This is a genomic window from Enterococcus sp. HMSC072F02 (assembly GCF_001837725.1).
GTDB classification, from domain to species: Bacteria; Bacillota; Bacilli; order Lactobacillales; family Enterococcaceae; genus Enterococcus_B; species Enterococcus_B lactis.
This window is the reverse complement of record NZ_KV833953.1, coordinates 19,473-35,394: the sequence shown is the minus strand read 5'-3', so window position 1 is coordinate 35,394 and position 15,922 is coordinate 19,473. Positions and strand designations below refer to the sequence as shown.

General features: G+C 38.2%; 17 protein-coding genes. 12 read left to right on the top strand and 5 right to left on the bottom strand.

Annotation, left to right across the window (positions count from 1 at the left end):
• The first annotated feature begins 280 nt into the window (after positions 1-280).
• Positions 281-475 (top strand): hypothetical protein, encoded by a 195-nt coding sequence (locus HMPREF2731_RS06950; RefSeq protein WP_002310761.1) that lies wholly within the window; start codon positions 281-283, stop codon positions 473-475.
• A 35-nt stretch (positions 476-510) separates the two neighbouring features.
• Entirely contained in the window at positions 511-804 is a 294-nt protein-coding gene (locus tag HMPREF2731_RS06945; RefSeq protein WP_002310762.1) for a hypothetical protein, read from the top strand.
• Between the two features lie 262 nt (positions 805-1,066).
• On the opposite strand, the gene HMPREF2731_RS06940 is transcribed toward HMPREF2731_RS06945, so the two are convergent.
• Positions 1,067-1,948, bottom strand: a complete 882-nt coding sequence (locus HMPREF2731_RS06940; protein WP_070872629.1) for a LysR family transcriptional regulator — start codon at positions 1,946-1,948, stop codon at positions 1,067-1,069.
• Between the two features lie 161 nt (positions 1,949-2,109).
• Between HMPREF2731_RS06940 and HMPREF2731_RS06935 the strand changes: the two genes are divergently transcribed.
• The 10 genes from HMPREF2731_RS06935 (at position 2,110) to HMPREF2731_RS06890 (ending at position 10,616) form a co-directional block, all read left to right on the top strand.
• The gene (locus HMPREF2731_RS06935) at positions 2,110-2,838 is read left to right on the top strand and encodes a DUF554 domain-containing protein (protein ID WP_002293223.1); all 729 of its coding nucleotides are present in this window, start codon (positions 2,110-2,112) and stop codon (positions 2,836-2,838) included.
• Positions 2,839-2,993: 155 nt separating this feature from the next.
• On the top strand, positions 2,994-3,311 hold the full coding sequence (locus HMPREF2731_RS06930; protein WP_002310766.1) for a PadR family transcriptional regulator: 318 nt from the start codon (positions 2,994-2,996) through the stop codon (positions 3,309-3,311).
• Positions 3,304-3,912, top strand: coding sequence for a DUF1700 domain-containing protein (locus HMPREF2731_RS06925; protein ID WP_002310767.1), 609 nt, complete (start codon positions 3,304-3,306; stop codon positions 3,910-3,912). Before HMPREF2731_RS06930 ends, HMPREF2731_RS06925 begins: the two co-directional genes overlap by 8 nt.
• A 14-nt stretch (positions 3,913-3,926) precedes the next feature.
• Positions 3,927-4,757 (top strand): DUF4097 family beta strand repeat-containing protein, encoded by an 831-nt coding sequence (locus tag HMPREF2731_RS06920; protein WP_002310768.1) that lies wholly within the window; start codon positions 3,927-3,929, stop codon positions 4,755-4,757.
• A gap of 137 nt (positions 4,758-4,894) precedes the next feature.
• Positions 4,895-5,383, top strand: a complete 489-nt coding sequence (locus HMPREF2731_RS06915) for a DUF5348 domain-containing protein (protein ID WP_002293229.1) — start codon at positions 4,895-4,897, stop codon at positions 5,381-5,383.
• Between the two features lie 49 nt (positions 5,384-5,432).
• On the top strand, positions 5,433-6,305 hold the full coding sequence (locus HMPREF2731_RS06910) for an SPFH domain-containing protein (protein WP_002314059.1): 873 nt from the start codon (positions 5,433-5,435) through the stop codon (positions 6,303-6,305).
• 169 nt (positions 6,306-6,474) lie between these two features.
• Positions 6,475-6,837, top strand: coding sequence for a YxeA family protein (locus tag HMPREF2731_RS06905; protein WP_002310770.1), 363 nt, complete (start codon positions 6,475-6,477; stop codon positions 6,835-6,837).
• 12 nt (positions 6,838-6,849) lie between these two features.
• A complete protein-coding gene (locus tag HMPREF2731_RS06900) occupies positions 6,850-7,602 on the top strand; it encodes an ABC transporter ATP-binding protein (RefSeq protein WP_002314060.1) in 753 nt (250 codons plus the stop codon).
• A gap of 13 nt (positions 7,603-7,615) precedes the next feature.
• Complete coding sequence (locus HMPREF2731_RS06895) at positions 7,616-9,418, top strand: FtsX-like permease family protein (RefSeq protein WP_002316672.1); 1,803 nt, start codon at positions 7,616-7,618, stop codon at positions 9,416-9,418.
• Between the two features lie 148 nt (positions 9,419-9,566).
• The gene (locus HMPREF2731_RS06890; RefSeq protein WP_070872669.1) at positions 9,567-10,616 is read left to right on the top strand and encodes an aldose epimerase family protein; all 1,050 of its coding nucleotides are present in this window, start codon (positions 9,567-9,569) and stop codon (positions 10,614-10,616) included.
• Positions 10,617-10,663: 47 nt separating this feature from the next.
• On the opposite strand, the gene HMPREF2731_RS06885 is transcribed toward HMPREF2731_RS06890, so the two are convergent.
• The 4 genes from HMPREF2731_RS06885 to rbsK all read right to left on the bottom strand — a co-directional run bounded on the left by HMPREF2731_RS06885 (position 10,664) and on the right by rbsK (position 15,893).
• Entirely contained in the window at positions 10,664-12,820 is a 2,157-nt protein-coding gene (locus tag HMPREF2731_RS06885; RefSeq protein ID WP_070872627.1) for a glucosaminidase domain-containing protein, read from the bottom strand.
• 359 nt (positions 12,821-13,179) lie between these two features.
• Entirely contained in the window at positions 13,180-14,553 is a 1,374-nt protein-coding gene (locus HMPREF2731_RS06880; protein WP_002316674.1) for a PTS transporter subunit EIIC, read from the bottom strand.
• Entirely contained in the window at positions 14,553-14,948 is a 396-nt protein-coding gene (rbsD, locus tag HMPREF2731_RS06875) for a D-ribose pyranase (RefSeq protein WP_002293242.1), read from the bottom strand. The genes HMPREF2731_RS06880 and rbsD overlap by 1 nt, the downstream gene beginning before the upstream one ends.
• 21 nt (positions 14,949-14,969) lie before the next feature.
• Positions 14,970-15,893 carry a ribokinase gene (gene rbsK / locus HMPREF2731_RS06870; RefSeq protein ID WP_070872625.1) on the bottom strand — a complete coding sequence of 308 codons (924 nt, stop codon included), beginning with the start codon at positions 15,891-15,893 and terminating at the stop codon, positions 14,970-14,972.
• Between the last annotated feature and the right edge of the window lie 29 nt (positions 15,894-15,922).

Genomic DNA, 15,922 nt, shown 5'->3' with positions numbered 1-15,922 from the left:
ACCCTTTATATTATGAATATTTTTTATATGATTAGTTATTTAACGTTTATGAATCTAAAACGTTTTTTTATTATTTACTTTTATTATTTATCAAATTAAATGCTATGATTTTCTTGTGAAAAGGAAAAAGGATGGCTGTTGAAGAAGAAAAAGGAAAAGTTAATGTGCTTATTTGCAATACGAATAATGAAGACGGGCAGGAACAATTTTGTGAAGAAGCTTTTTTATAAAGAATGGAAAAAATAGGAAATAAAAATAAAAAAACAATTAGGAGTCTTCCATGAAAAAATATTTTGTAGCTGGTTTGTCGTTTATTGTCTTTAGCTCGGTGGGTTTGCAAAATATGACTGTTTTTGCTGAAAGTCAAGTTATTAAAGAAGAAGGCACAGTTAAATCTGAAGATATCTCTCAAGAAGACATTGAAAAAATTGATAACGTCACAGCTAAAGATGTGGTTGAACATGCAAAAAATTAGGTTATAACCCAGAATTAATATGGACACGTCAGGAATTGCAAGAAGCCTATCAATCAATTCAGACAAGAGCTGGTGTAAATAGACTAATTACTATGAGTAATGATTTAAAATATTTGTATATGAGCAGTTTTACAGCAAAATTGGCTCTTTCTGGAGGGGCTGCAGCAGTTGCTGCATTGTTTCCTGGGATTGGAGTTTCAATAATTGCCACAGCGGTTACCATTATTATTGCAGAAAGAATTAATCTTGACAGAGGGATTATTGTTAGACTTTCTAGAAATAAAACAACAAATTTACTTGTTCCTACAGCAGTATGGCAACAGGGATGAGGGCTCAATCCATTTTATCAAGTGTGATTTTTGTGTTTGGTATATTTTGGGCAGGAGTAGGTGATGGAGATTTTTCTTTAGACAATTTTTTTGTATTTAGTGGCTTGTTCTTACTGTTCTTTAGGCATAAAATCGCTGCTTTCTTATTGAAATACGAGAAATGATAGATGTGTCATTGAAACAAAGACATGATGCAAAAAAGAGAGCGAAAGTCATGAGTTGCTCTCTTTTTGGATGGATAGATAGACAGAAAATGAAGGGCTTAGTGTTCTTCTTGTCTCAAATACTCCCAAAATGTATCTGAAGCCAAAGAATGTTCACCGATTTTACGCGTAAATGCGAGATAACTTTCTTTTGTTGGAGAGATGGGGAGGATCACAGTATTTTCTTTTAACAGATTTCTGACTGTTTTTTCCATAACAATAGCAATCCCCATGTTATTTGCAATCATATTGATGATCAAGTCGATCCTAGATCCTTTATAAGAGATTCTCGGTTCAAATCCAGCTTCGCGACACAAGTTCAGCACAGGTTGATACAAGTTCGTAGTAGGGCCAAGAACCAAAAAATTTTCCTTTTTCAGTTCACTTAGATCCAATTTCTTTTTAGCAGCTAAAGGATGGGTTTTAGGCAGAACTGCTACAAAATCGTCTGTTTCAGTAGGTAGCCACTCAATCGAACTTGGTGGGGCCTGGAAGCTTCTGGCAAAGTGGATCGTATCACTATGTTCATTTGTATCGTCGTAAGTCAGTTCGATACTTTCCACTTCTTTCAACTGGACCGTAAATTCAGGATGGCGTTTCAAAAATTCGGTAATTTTGGAAAAGCCTTGGTAATTGATCATGGTTGGTATCGTTAAGATATTTAATGAAAGATTGTTTTCTTGCGTATAGGTTTCAAGCACTTCTTGCATGGCATGGTATTGTTCTACGACATTTTTTACATAAGGGAGCAACAAGCTTCCAGCTTCGGTCAACTCGATTTTTCTATGGGCACGTTCGAATAATTTGACGTCTAGTTCTGTTTCTAACGAAAGAATCTGTTTAGAAATGTTTCCTTGGGTGGTGAATTGTCGTTCAGCAGTTTTGGTGAAATTCATTGTTTCGGCTAAATCAAGAAAAACTTCAAATTTATGGATATCCATCATATTCCTCCTACTTATTCCAATAAAGAATACTTTAACACAAAAAATGAATTGGTGTAACCTACTCTGTCTGGTACAATCTTTCTTGCAATGAAAGCAATGATTGCAGAAAATTTTCTGTAATAATTTTCGCTTTATAGAGAAAGAGAGGAGTTTTTTTGATGCCAACTGGAGTTTTGATCAATGTAGGTTCCGTTTTGCTTGGCGGACTAATTGGCGGATTAGTAGGAAATAAATTAAGCGAACACTTTAAAGCGCAGCTGACGATGGTTTTTGGTGTGTGTTCGATGGGGATGGGGATCTATTCCATTGCGCCAATGAAAAATATGCCAGCTGTTATTTTCGCTTTGGTGATAGGAACAGCGATTGGACTGATTGTTCATTTAGGTAATGGGATAAACAAGGGTGCTGCGTTGATGCAAGTACCTATTTCTAAAATCTTCCCTAGCGAAAAGCTTGGTATGACCCACGATGAATTTATCAGCACATTAGTGACGGTCATTGTTTTATTTTGTGCAAGTGGTACGGGGATTTATGGAAGCTTAGATTCTGGGATGACTGGAGACAGTACGATTTTGATTTCTAAATCTGTCCTTGATTTTTTCACAGCAGCAATTTTTGCATGTAATTTAGGATATGTCGTTTCTGTAGTAGCGATTCCCCAATTCATTATTTTTTATATCTTGTTCTTATTAGCAAAATTTATTTATCCATTGACTACACCAGATATGATCTTAGACTTTAAAGCTTGCGGTGGATTCTTGATGGTTGCTACCGGTTTTAGAATGATCAACGTGAAAATGTTCCCAGTAGCTGACATGATACCAGCGATGATCGTTATTATGCCACTAAGTTGGATGTGGACGAATTGGATTATGCCACTGTTATAATAATAATCAAAGAGAAGCCATTTTTTACTGACTAAAAGGGATCAAACCTTTTAGTCAGTTTTTTTGTATTTGACAAACTGATTTTGAAACTATATTATATGTTGTATAATATAGATTGGAATAAAATATTACACTTGAGAATAGAAGGTGACGTAATGCACATCCAGATTCCAACTGTTCTTCTTGATGGTACTGTGTTAGCAGCATTAAGCAAAGAAGATATGTATGGTTATGCCTTAACAAAAATCGTACAAGAAAGTCTCTCAGTCAGTGAATCTACACTGTATCCGGTTTTGAGAAGATTGAAAAAAGAAGGGTATCTTGAGACCTATGATGAACCTTTTGAAGGCAGGAACCGTCGATATTACTCGTTGACACCAATAGGAAGTCGTCATTTAGAAGAAATTATTGATGAATGGATTGTTTTTCGAGATTCTTTAGACCGGTTATTGGAGGAGAACACAAATGAATGATTATTTGAATGAAGTTGTGGATCATCTTCAAGAAATTCCTGAAGACGATCGTTTTGATTTGATCCAATATTATGAGGAATATTTTTTAGATTCCGGAAAAACATTAGATCAGGTCATTGATGAATATGGTACACCAAAGCAGTTTGCTTTAAAATTAAAAATCAGTTACTTTTCAGAAGAAGAACAAGCAGAAGATGAGTTAGTGAGAAGTCCAAAAAGACAAATACGTCTGATTTGGTTAATCATTATCGGTTTATTTGCTTCTCCTGTCCTCATTCCACTAGCATTGGGGTTTATATTGGTTATTGGGGGACTATTGATTGCTTTGCTGGCGCTCATTTTTAGTATCTATGTCCTATGTATCAGTATCTTAGGTATTGGCTTATTCATGATCATCTCAGGAATCAGTGTGTTTGGTCAATCGATTCTGAGTGGGTTGTTCTTTATCGGTGTCGGTCTGTTCGCCACGGGAAGCGCAGTATTTATTTCGCCACTGTTGCTGAAAGGAACAAAATGGCTTTTTTATGTCATGATGAACTTTGTTAAATGGATGGGGCGGCGTTTTATTACAAAAAGAGATCTGCATTCAGCGGGCGTTTGAAGGAGGACAGATAAATGAGATTAAAACATTTTTTGATTACCGGTATTATCCTGATGGTTACTGGCGGACTCCTAGCAGGTGCAACTTATACATTAGGCGCTCAAAAGAGTCTGACTTGGGATAATGGTCCTCGATTGATCAATATGGTGACGGAGACGAAAAAAATCAAAGAGGCAAACAAAATCGTCATCCATGCAGAACATCAAACAGTGTCAGTCATACGCGGATTGGATTTTGAGATAAAAACGACCTACGATAAGACAGAAAAGCCAGAAATAAAGGAGAAAAATGGTGTATTGACCGTGAATGCAGTCAAAAAATCAGAAGGTGCGATTATTGGTTTGGAAGACACCAGTGCACAAATCACTATTGTTGTCCCTACAGATCAGGAATTATCTGAATTGACGATTGAAGGGAATAATAGTGCGATTGACATCAATGAAGTATCAATCAAAAAAGTGAATACTACGACACACGATGGTTGGGTATCATTCAATGAACTTACGGGAGGAACAATAACGGCGAAAGATGAATTAGGTTCTCTTCGTTTAGATGAAGTCAAGGTGGATAACTTGACCGTCATAGGAGAAAGCAGCAATTTACATCTAGAAGACAGTTTGGTCAGTAAAGAAGGAAAAGTTACTCTAAACAGTAGTAATTTATCTTTGCATGAGATGGAAAACAGTGGCTATACTCTCCAAACATCTGGTGAATCTCATATTGAAAAAGACTACCAGCCAATAACAAATACGTTGTTAGAGCGAGGACAGAAACGGCTGAAGATTACTGCCAAAGACACTTCTATCAATATCATGACAGATCAAGAGGACAATGAAACAGATTGATTCTACAATCAACTGGATAGTTTAAGAAAAAACAGCAAAGATCGGAAGGATCTTTGCTGTTTTTCATCGCTTAACACACATAACTATAGTAAAATAAGTAAGAACATATCTATAAAGAAAACAGGGTGAAAAAGTATATGAAGGCAGAAGAAGGTCAAAGAGAAAAGTTAAAAACAGAAATGGAAAGATTACATACTTATATCACTCAACTAAGTCAAACCTTCTATGATCCAGATAAAGAAAAAGTGATGGTCAACTATCCGAACAATTCAGAAGGTCGTCAATTAGAGCAAGTATACCATGAAGTTTTCAAACATTTATTGACGGTGAAGAAAGAACTGGACTATTATTCTTTACCGATTATCGATACAGGAATATTGAAGTATGATGGGGAGAAGGAACGATTTATCTTTAAATCTGTTCGGGAAGATTTGCCTCTTTCAGCAGGGATGGATCTAGAAATCTTGGTAGAAGACTATTTTACAGAAGAAAAACACTGGGTTCGAACAAGATTGGATTATTTGCCGCAAGCAGCCGGAGGAACACAGGCAAGCGGTTGGTACATCACTGAAGACAAAGATTTGGAACTAGAAGGTGCAATGGCGCGAATTCGAAAAAAGGATTAAAAAGCAACGCTATATATTTATTGAAGGATAAAGGAGCGCAGAAAGTAGAATGAGAGAAAAAAGAGCAATTTATATCAATGGTTATGCAGGAATCGTCGGTTTGGTCGTATTAGCTTTAGTTGGTTTATTTTTCTTCTATTTAGGCATGTGGCAAGCGAAAGTTTGGGCACTATTTTTAAGTATTTTTCTTTGGTTGATCGCGTTACTGTTGCTAAGTTCGGCAACTGTAGTCAGTCCTAATCAAGCAAAAGTGATTTTGTTTTTTGGACAATATTTAGGTACGATCCGGGAAAATGGCTTTTTCCTTACGATCCCTTTGGCACAAAAAATGACTGTTTCGTTGAAAGTTCGGAATTTCAACAGTTCTGTTTTAAAAGTCAATGATTTAGACGGAAACCCCATCGAAATCTCAGCGGTAGTCGTGTTTAAAGTCATTGATACAGCAAAGGCATTATTCGATGTAGCGTATTATCAAGATTTTGTAGAAATCCAAAGTGAGACGGCCATCCGGCATATCGCTAGCCAATATCCGTATGATACCTTCAATGATGATGATTTAACGCTTCGAGGAAACACTACGGCAGTGTCTGACGAGTTGAAAAAGGAGTTGCAAGAGCGTTTAGCAGTAGCAGGTGTCGAAGTAATCGAAACACGTTTGAACCATTTAGCCTATGCAACAGAAATCGCCAGCGCCATGCTGCAACGTCAACAAGCAAGAGCTATTTTGTCTGCTCGACAAACCATTGTTGAAGGAGCTGTCACGATCACTCAAATGGCTTTGGAGCAAATCGAAGAAGGACAAGAAATCAATTTCACCGATGACCGGAAAGTCCAATTAATCAATAATTTACTTGTCTCAATCATTACAGACAAAGGAACGCAACCCGTTATCAATACAGGCGACATGAAAGAACGTAAGTGACATACTTTTTGTAAAATAGGAAGAAGGAGTTTAGGACGATTGTCTTAAACTCTTTTTTAGTTGTTTAAAGAAAATGACAAAATTGAAAGAAGAATGATAGATGATTCGAAGGCAGAATTGTTCGTTTTTTTCTATAATCAATATATAAAGTAAGAGAGAAGGAAAAAAAGTGAAAAAACTTCTGATCGGACTACTTGTTTTCATCGTTGTGGCACTTGCAGGGGTGAAAATCGCAGATTACGTAGTGATGGGCGGAGAAGAATACTATGTACAGATTACGACAGATGGTGCAAAAACAGTATCCAAAGCAGACTCTGGACAAGAAACAGTCAACTATAGATATATCCTGCCTGGTTATACAAAAGAGGGTAAGGAAAAAGAACTAGATTTCAATGGGCAATTAACTCGACCGCTTCGTAAAGGAGCATATTTAAAAATCACCTGGAATAAAAAGAAAGGTGTCACTTCATATGAAGAAGTCGAAAAAAAAGATGTGCCGAAAACAGCACTAGAAAAACTAATTAAAGGGTAGGGAAAGAAAGAAATGAACAAAATAGTCGAAGTACAGAATGTAACAAAAGTATACGGGAAAAACAATGAGAAAAAGACGCAAGCATTAAGCGGCATCAGCTTCGATGTAGAAAAAGGTGAATTTATTGGCATCATGGGGGCTTCCGGTTCAGGTAAATCAACACTTTTGAATATTTTATCCACATTAGACAAACCAACAAATGGACATATCCGAATCAATCAAAAAGATGTGACGACATTAAAAGGAAATCAACTAGCAGATTTTCGTGCGAATGAAATCGGCTTTATTTTCCAAGATTTCAATTTATTAGAAAGTTTGACAGCACAAGAAAATATCGCTGTTCCTCTTTCTTTACAAGGTGTCAGACCAAAAGAAATCAAGCAACGTGTCCAAAAAATTGCAGAACGTTTATCGATTGCTCATATTTTGGAAAGCTATCCTTCTGAGATTTCCGGTGGACAAAAACAACGGGTCGCTGCCGCACGTGCGTTGATCACCCAACCAACGATTTTATTAGGCGATGAGCCTACAGGTGCGCTGGATTCTAAAAGTGCCCGTGATCTTTTAGATACGATGGACGAATTGAATACAAAAGATCATGTATCGATTCTTCTAGTGACACATGATCCGTTTTCTGCAAGTTATTGCCAACGTATTTTATTCATCAAGGATGGCGGTATCCATCAAGAAGTGAAACGTGGAGATCAAAGCCGGGATTCCTTCTATCGGGAAATACTATCTATTCTTGGAAACTTGGAACAGTAGGGGGAGATTGACTATGCTTTGGAAATTATCACTTACTGGGATCAAGAGCCGTTTAAGAGATTACTTGGTATTATTCTCAGGATTAGTTATGGCATCTGCTATTTTTTACATGTTTGAATCAATGGCGAGCAACGAAGCCTTTTTGAAAAGTAATACGATCGTTGCAGCTACAGTTATCATTTTCCGACTAGGTTCTGTTTTACTAGGGATCATTACCTTCGTTTATATTTTGTATGCGAATTCCTTTTTGATGACGATGCGGCAAAAAGATTATGCCATGTTTATGATGCTAGGAGCAAAAGGCAGAAAAATCGCACAGATGATTTTTTCTGAAACATTCGTAGTAGGGATCGCGGCTACTTTAGTGGGTTCAGCTGTCGGTGTAGGATTGACAAGTATTGTCCACCAATTATTAGTGGATCAGTTAGATATCAATATTTCGCATTTTACACCTTTTAGCATTCATGGGTTGTTGATCACCGTTTTGTTTTTTGCTATTTTGTTTTTATTAGCAGCTATTGTTAATGCTTTTTCGATTGTCAAAAAACCGATTTTAGCATTGATTCGTGCGGATCAGACACCAACAAGAATCAAGCAGCATAAATTCTTGTTCTTCCTTGAAGTAGTACTTGGGATTGCTTTTCTAGGCTGCGGTTATTATATGATGAAGCACGTGAAGACCTATCAAGTTTTTGGTATGGGAGTAGCTCTAGTCACGATCGTGTTAGGAACTTATTTCATTTTCCACTCTGTGATCATTTTCTTCTTATCATTACTAAAGAAATCAGAACAGATTTCATTGAAAAAATTGAACAATTTCACATTGTCACAGTTAAGTTTTCGTATTCGTGAATATACACAAATGCTCTCCATGGTTGCTATGCTGTTTGCTTTAGCACTTGGTGCTTTGACAGTAGGTCTAGGATTTAGAAATGAAATTTCGGAAATGACGGAAAATGCTGCTGGTTATGACCTAGTGATGAATAATCCTCGGGCAGAAGATCAGCAAAAAATCAAAGAACTATCACCAACACTTTCTGCTTCTTATACTCAAAAAGAAGATGCGGGAACGATTTACTATAATGCAAGTGAATTTGTGGCTCAACCATTGATTATGATAAAATATGAAGATGGAACACCGCCAAAAATCACGAAAGAAAAAGTTCCTGCTGAAAAAATGAATGAACTGACTGTACAAGATGAGCTTCGTGGCTATGAATTGCCTGAGCAACAAGAAAAAGAAATCAAGGTAGTCAGTCAATCGGAATTTGATCAACTGAGCTTGCCACAATCCACTTTACAGCTAGTTCAGGTCAAAGACTTCCAAGCAAACTTGGAACCAATCAAAGCACTTGCTACACAAAATAAAACGAACAATCCATCTTTGCAAAAAGTAGAGTACAGTAACCAGAAGTATGAAATGTATGAAGGATATAATAGTCTATTCTCTGGTTTTGAATTTATGGGATTCTTCTTAGGTTTAGCTTTCTTGACTATGCTTGCTAGCTGTTTGATGTTCAAGATCTTGTCAGGAAGCAAGAGTGACATCGCTCGTTATGAAATGCTTGAAAAGATAGGAACACGACGCGGATTGCTTAAACAATCGATCCGTAGAGAAGTAGGTGTGTTATTCTTAGCACCAGGAATCTTAGGTGTAGTCCATGTCTTATTCGGATTACAAATGTTTGGTCTATTCATGCAAAATCCATACAAAGATATTTGGGTGCCATTTACGATCTTCTTCGTATTGTATTTCATCTACTATGTACTGACGACATGGTTGTATACTGGAATCGTATTGAAAAAGAGGTTGTGACAATATTTTTGTCGCAACCTTTTTTTTCTCGGTCTTTTATTAGAATATAGTAAATTTTTTCTCGTTACTCACGGAATAAGCTGTTAAGAAAACGGTTTCCATGTATACTGGAATCAGTACAAATGAAAGAAAAGAGGGTGCAAGGAACATGGAAATCAATGAACAAAATTTTGGCGGAAACTATCACTTGATTACGATCACGAATCAAAATGGGACATCTTTGTCTGTCAGTGATCTAGGTGCACGAGTCGTCCATTTTCAAACAATGATCGATAATGAAAAACGAGAGTTGGTTCTAGGCTTTGATGAAGCAAAAGAATATCTGGAAAAAGACCCTTATATTGGAGCTTCAATCGGACGTATGGCTGGACGGATCACGGATGGCACATTCAAATTAGATGATGAAACATTCAAAGTAAAAACAGATCCAGATACTGGACATTGTTTACATGGCGGTGCACCTAGCTTTGAAGCCAAGCAGTGGCATTATACAGTTATTAATGGTGAAAACGAATCCTCGGTCATTTTCTATCAGACTAGTCCAGACATGGAAAATGGATTTCCTGGCACGTTAGACGTAGAAGTACGGTATACACTGACGAATGATGATACATGGCGAGTGACAGTCCAAGGGATCAGTGACCGGAAAACGGTATTCAATCCGACAAATCATGTTTATTTCAATTTAACTGGTGATCCAGCACAGCCAATCGACGAACATACGCTTTGGTTGAACAACCGATTATTCGCTACGCTCAATAAAGATACGACGCCTACAGGAGAAGTGGTTTCAGTAAGCGGTACAGCATTTGACTTTCAACATCCTAAAAAATTAGGTGAGGTATTCGCCAGTGATTTTCGCCAATCAATGATGGTAGGCGGTATCGATCATCCATTTTTATTGAAAAAACAACCCGATCTGCTAAAGGCAGCGGAATTGACGAGCCCTGATGAAAAAGTATCAATCCAAGTAAAAACGGATGCTTCGGGAATCGTGATTTTTACCGCAAATTTTGGAGAAGATGGGCCAAAAATGCGTGGGAAGAAATTAGTAAATCATGGCGGTATCACATTTGAGACTCAAGAATTGCCAGGTGCGGAGCGGCTTGAAAGCTTTGGAGATGTCACTCTGGAACCTAACCAAGTACGCGAATTTGTAACGGAATACAAAATAAATAAATATAAAGAAATAGAGTAAATTAAAAAAGGGAATGTGACACTGTCACACGCCCTTTTTTATTTATTCTATTTCTTTAAAGGCAGATCAAGCCAGAATGATTTGTCTAAACTTAACAAAGTTAGTACCGGAACAGTTGCAGCTTTAACTGTACGAGTAGTTGTTTCTGGTATCTGTCTTGCCGTGAAAGTGTTCCACAAATCCCAGATTGAAGCGACACGGAAGATGGAAGCAGCATTGTTGACGCGTTTTATCGTTGAAAATTCTAATCCTGTGATTGGCACGCCATCTGTTGTCCATTTGATTGGCACATCGAATCGCTTAGACATATGGAGGATTTCAGTGCTTGCTTCTTCAGTTGTTGCTGCTTCTTTTTTCGGTTCGTCATATTTTGTCAGGTCGTACGCTTCGATGATCGCGTTCAATTTTTGTGAATATTGGCGATCTGTAGCATAACGTCCTTCCAAATATTTGGTTGCTTCTTTGTAGTCTTTTGTTTCCGACTTCCAAGTTGGTTTGTAGAAGTCAGGATTGCCAGTCAGTCCATTTTTGATCAAGTCGGCATAGTCTTCCAAACTTTCCTTGTAAGAAGGATACTTACGGAATTGGGCGCGGATTTGGTAGCTTTGTCCCGAACTATCTTGTTCAAGTGTATTGAAGGTCACGCTGCTTCCTTTATACGATCCTTTGATACCAAAAAGGTTATGATTTGGTTCGCTTGATAATAAGCTGTTTCCAGATCCACTTTCAAGGATAGCTTGAGCCATCATGACTGATGCGTAGATTCCTTCTTTTTGGCCGATTTCCTGTGCATCATCTGCAATCTTTTTCAGGAACTGATCAGTTGTTTGGTTTTGACTGAAATGGAACGAGCCATCTAATCCATCTAAAATAGATGAGCCGCCTGTCAGCGAACCTGAAGCAGCAGGTAAACCTGCTAAGTTTACTCGGACAGCAAAATCAGGCGTGAAATCTGAAATAGAAGTTACTCGAACTTTATCTCCTGGTTGGGGCGCATGGATAAATTGTCCGTTCCCAATATAGATACCTACATGGTGAGTAACACCGGAAGAAGGTCCCCAGAAGACGAGATCGCCAGGTTGGGCCTGACTTACTGGAATCTGCGTACCTGCATATTGCTGTTCGCCTGTCCAGCCACCGATATAATGACCGGTTGCTTTAATATATACGTAATAAGTCAAACCAGAACAGTCAAAAGTATTTGGACCTTTTGCTCCCCATACGTATGGTTTTCCAAGATGCTTGAATGCTTCTCGAACGATTGCTTGTTGGACATTCGTTGCATTTGTAGGCAATACAGCATCAATTGGTGATTTTACAACAAAATCAGAAGAAGCAGAAGATGGATTCTCTATACTGCTTTGATTTGCTGTATTTGGACGAGACGAAGCATTGTTTGTTCCGCCATTCGATGAACCATTGTTTGGATGGTTTGGTTCTCTCTGAGTATTTCCATTGTTATTCGATCCAGATGGGTTTGTTTGATTCGAAGAATTCCCGCTGTTCGAATTATTGTTATTATTGTTTGAATTATTTGAACCATTATTATTGTTGTTATTGTTGCTATTGTTGTTATTACCCTCATCTGGTTTATTTGGCGTTTCCGGATCTGGTGTACTAGGGACTTCTTCACTAGGATCAGTTGGTTCCTCTGTTGAAGTATCCGGTACAGGTTCAAATTCTGCAGTAATAGATAAATTGTTCGTACCTACTGTAAAAGTCTTTGCCTCATAGTTCACTTCTTTAGCACCATTCACAGCGACTGAAGCAATTTGTTCACCTTCAGCTGGCGTAATAGTGTAAGTCACCTTCATTCCTGCTGATAAACCTTCTACCGTTCCGCTTTCTGTGATATTCAAAGGTTGCTGTTCAGCGGTATCCTCTGACGAAGCAGTTAGTTGGATCTTCCCAATCAAAGAAGGAGCAATCGTAAGGGTATATGTCTCGGCTGGCTTTTCATTTTCTGATGGATCAGCCGGATCAGTTGGTTCGGTCGATTCTGTTGATGAGTCAGTTGTTCCGGTTGTGCCTTCTGCAGAAGAATCCGTTGTTTCGCTAGTAGCTGAGCTGGAAGTAGATGTACCTGTTGTGACTGTTTGATCGGTTGTTTGATTATCTACAGCAAATACGGCATTAGTCGACAAAACAGTAGGAGCAATCAGCCAAGTAGCAGCTAGCAAACGCATCGTTTTTTTGTTTTTCATAATAAACTAGTCCTTTTCCTTTCATTGATTTTCTGTTTTATTCAGCATTCATAAGTTATTCGTTTGAACAGATAATCGTGTCGAAAAGCTTTTTCTTTCCATGAATCTGCTTGAGTATTCTAAATAAAACAAGTTGTAAAAAAGCAACGAGCAGTCATTCGTTGTGGTTTGATGTTCATTTTATTGCATAAACCATCTTTGTTTGGGGATAAACAAGTGGGGATAAAAATGGTCATGCATATGTAAATTATACCAAAGATTGGAGAGTATCACAAAAAATTTATAAAAATAACGATCCTAAAAAAGAAAAAAACTGAAATATGTGATAAGCATCTCATACTTCAGTCTTTTTTCGTTCATTATTCGTAAGACATCAGGTCTTCATCAAACCCGCTAACAAGGGTGGTGATCATTGCTACGACTAGACTAACAGCCAATCCTGCTAAGTACCAGAAAAAAGTACCGGAAATAAAGGCTGGCAATGTGGTCAGACTACCAAATACAAAAGCGATCGCTTTCACTTGAGCAAATCCCATAACAGCTCCACCAGCAGCTGCACCGATGCAAGCAGCAACAAATGGTTTTTTCAATGGAATCGCGATTCCGTAAACAGTAGGCTCAGTCACTCCCGCAAGTAAAATCGAAGCGAAAGCAGAACCGGAGATCGAACGTGTTTTTGAACGTTTACTTCGTAGGAATACCCCTAAAGCTGCACCAGCCATTCCAAAATTAGCTGCTCCTGTCAACGGAACGATACGGTCGAACCCATAAGCTGAGATATTGCTGATCATGACAGGATTTACAGCCCATTGGATACCAAATATCACCAAAATGTTCCAGCCTCCAGCGATGATTGCTCCACTGATCGGACCGTTAATATCCATCATCCAAGTAATTGCTGCAGCTAAGCCTTCACCAAGATAAACACCGGCAGGCCCGAAGACCATTAATGTCAAAGGAACCGTGATGACTAATGAAAGTAAAGGTACAAATACTAATTGCATGTTTTCGCGAATATATTTTTTAAGGAATCTTTCGACAAAAGAATAAAAGAAAATACCTAAAATCGCCGGCATGACAGTAGACGTGTACTGCATCAGTACTACAGGGATCCCCAGAAAATCAGTAGCTGCTTTTCCACTATCTGAAAGTAAAGAGGTCAAATTTGGCTCAATCAGCGCTGCAGCAATGACAGCCGCGATATATCCATTCACTTTAAACGTTTTGGCGGCAGAAAAAGCGAGAAAGATGGGCAGAAAATAAAAGACAGCATTCGACGCGGCAGACAAAATATGATAAGTCCCGCTCGTTTCACTAAGCCAGCCAATCGTAGTCGCTAAAACAACCAGACCTTTTAATATACCAGAACCGGCAAATAGGGGAATGATTGGCGTAAAGATTTCCGATATCAAACCAAATAGTTTTTCGATCGGATTTAACTTTTCTTTCGGAGCTGAATGATCGATTTGACGTGTCAATTCCTTATAAGCAGGGGCCAATCCCTGATCCATAATTACTTCTGCATATCTATCGAGTAAAATGAAATATTTGATAGAAGGGATTTGCTGCTTTAATTTTTCTACATTTGCTGCTGGCTGTTTTTGTAATTTGATACGAAGCCGAGTCGCACATGGGAGGACAGAATCAATATTGTCTTTTCCCCCTAACTGATCAATCAGCAGATGAATCTGTTCGGACAGTACCATCTGTTCAGGATTCATTGTCGTTTCCATTAGAAGACCACTCCACTCACTAAGATAATATTGGCATAAGGTGTCATCTCGCCTGTACGAATAAATGCATGGCAGTTATTCAAGTCTTTTTTCATTTCTTCATGTGGGATAAAGCTAATCGGTGTATCTGGTAACAGTAATTTGATTTTTTCCAATATTTCCGGATTCATTGTCTTTATTTCTTCCGCCAATTCAATGGATTGTACTTCAAGTTCTTCTAAAACGTTTTCTAAAACAGATAAAAAACTTGGAAGTCCATTTGAAACAGCTAAATCTATTTTTTCAGTACCAAAGGGAACAGGCATGCCTGCGTCCCCGATACTTAATTTGTCAAAGTGTCCCATTTGCGCGATTACTCGTGAAATATCTGAATTGATTACTTTTCCTTTTTTCATGTTTGTTTCTTCCTCTCGTTGTTAATTTATGACTGCTGATTGTTCTAAAGCTTCACGGTAAGGGATAGAAGGTTGCGCACCATAAGACTGTACGGCAATAGAAGAGGCTAGATTTCCATAAAGGATCGCTTCTTTCAAATTACCAAGATCTGGCTGAAGTGTGCTACTCAATGCCCCAATAAATGTATCACCTGCGGCTGTCGTATCGATAGCATCTACTTTAAAAGCAGGGACGATACCTTGTTCTTTTTCTGTGTGGTAGAAAGCACCGGTACTACCCAATGTAATGATTACTGTTCCGATGCCTAATTCATGCATTTTTTCAGCTGCTGCGACCAAACTGTCATGGTCTGTAACTCTGATTCCTGTAATAATTTCTGTTTCTGTCTCATTTGGTATAATGATATCTGTCTTTTCGAGTAGTTCAGTAGGAATGGTTTCTCTAGCTGGTGCAGGATTCAGGATCGTTGTTTTTCCTGCGTCTTTTGCAATAGAAAAAGCTCGGATCGTCGCATCTAAACTACTTTCGAATTGAGCAATAATAAAGTCACTGTTTGTAATCAATTCTTTGTTCTTTCGAACTTCTTGTTCATGGAAAGCATTATTTGCGCCTGCATGAATCAAGATACTGTTTTCTCCTGCTGCGTCCACCATAATCATTGCTTGTCCGGTTGCGGCGCCCTCAATTTCAGCAATTCCAGATGTATCGATATTTTCTTTCGTCAGTAGATCCAACAATTGCTGTCCTTCACTGTCAGTTCCAACACCTCCAATAAAAGATGTTCGTGCGCCTGAACGTTTGGCTGCCACTGCTTGGTTGGCGCCTTTGCCTCCGCCAGCGTGAAAAATCTCATGTGCATGCATCGTTTCTCCTGGTTTTGGCATTTTGGTTAAACGAAGGGTAGTGTCCATATTAATACTTCCAATTACTGTAACCGTGTTCATTTCACAAACCTCCAACTATCTCATTCATT

What these genes read in the sequence shown, in the direction of transcription:
- rbsK (WP_070872625.1), bottom strand. Translation starts at nt 15,893, where the DNA reads ATGAACACGGTTACAGTAATTGGAAGTATTAATATGGACACTACCCTT.
- HMPREF2731_RS06900 (WP_002314060.1), top strand. Translation starts at nt 6,850, where the DNA reads ATGAACAAAATAGTCGAAGTACAGAATGTAACAAAAGTATACGGGAAA.
- HMPREF2731_RS06880 (WP_002316674.1), bottom strand. Translation starts at nt 14,553, where the DNA reads ATGGAAACGACAATGAATCCTGAACAGATGGTACTGTCCGAACAGATT.
- HMPREF2731_RS06925 (WP_002310767.1), top strand. Translation starts at nt 3,304, where the DNA reads ATGAATGATTATTTGAATGAAGTTGTGGATCATCTTCAAGAAATTCCT.
- HMPREF2731_RS06935 (WP_002293223.1), top strand. Translation starts at nt 2,110, where the DNA reads ATGCCAACTGGAGTTTTGATCAATGTAGGTTCCGTTTTGCTTGGCGGA.
- HMPREF2731_RS06890 (WP_070872669.1), top strand. Translation starts at nt 9,567, where the DNA reads ATGGAAATCAATGAACAAAATTTTGGCGGAAACTATCACTTGATTACG.
- rbsD (WP_002293242.1), bottom strand. Translation starts at nt 14,948, where the DNA reads ATGAAAAAAGGAAAAGTAATCAATTCAGATATTTCACGAGTAATCGCG.
- HMPREF2731_RS06940 (WP_070872629.1), bottom strand. Translation starts at nt 1,948, where the DNA reads ATGGATATCCATAAATTTGAAGTTTTTCTTGATTTAGCCGAAACAATG.
- HMPREF2731_RS06930 (WP_002310766.1), top strand. Translation starts at nt 2,994, where the DNA reads ATGCACATCCAGATTCCAACTGTTCTTCTTGATGGTACTGTGTTAGCA.
- HMPREF2731_RS06910 (WP_002314059.1), top strand. Translation starts at nt 5,433, where the DNA reads ATGAGAGAAAAAAGAGCAATTTATATCAATGGTTATGCAGGAATCGTC.
- HMPREF2731_RS06895 (WP_002316672.1), top strand. Translation starts at nt 7,616, where the DNA reads ATGCTTTGGAAATTATCACTTACTGGGATCAAGAGCCGTTTAAGAGAT.
- HMPREF2731_RS06885 (WP_070872627.1), bottom strand. Translation starts at nt 12,820, where the DNA reads ATGAAAAACAAAAAAACGATGCGTTTGCTAGCTGCTACTTGGCTGATT.
- HMPREF2731_RS06950 (WP_002310761.1), top strand. Translation starts at nt 281, where the DNA reads ATGAAAAAATATTTTGTAGCTGGTTTGTCGTTTATTGTCTTTAGCTCG.
- HMPREF2731_RS06915 (WP_002293229.1), top strand. Translation starts at nt 4,895, where the DNA reads ATGAAGGCAGAAGAAGGTCAAAGAGAAAAGTTAAAAACAGAAATGGAA.
- HMPREF2731_RS06920 (WP_002310768.1), top strand. Translation starts at nt 3,927, where the DNA reads ATGAGATTAAAACATTTTTTGATTACCGGTATTATCCTGATGGTTACT.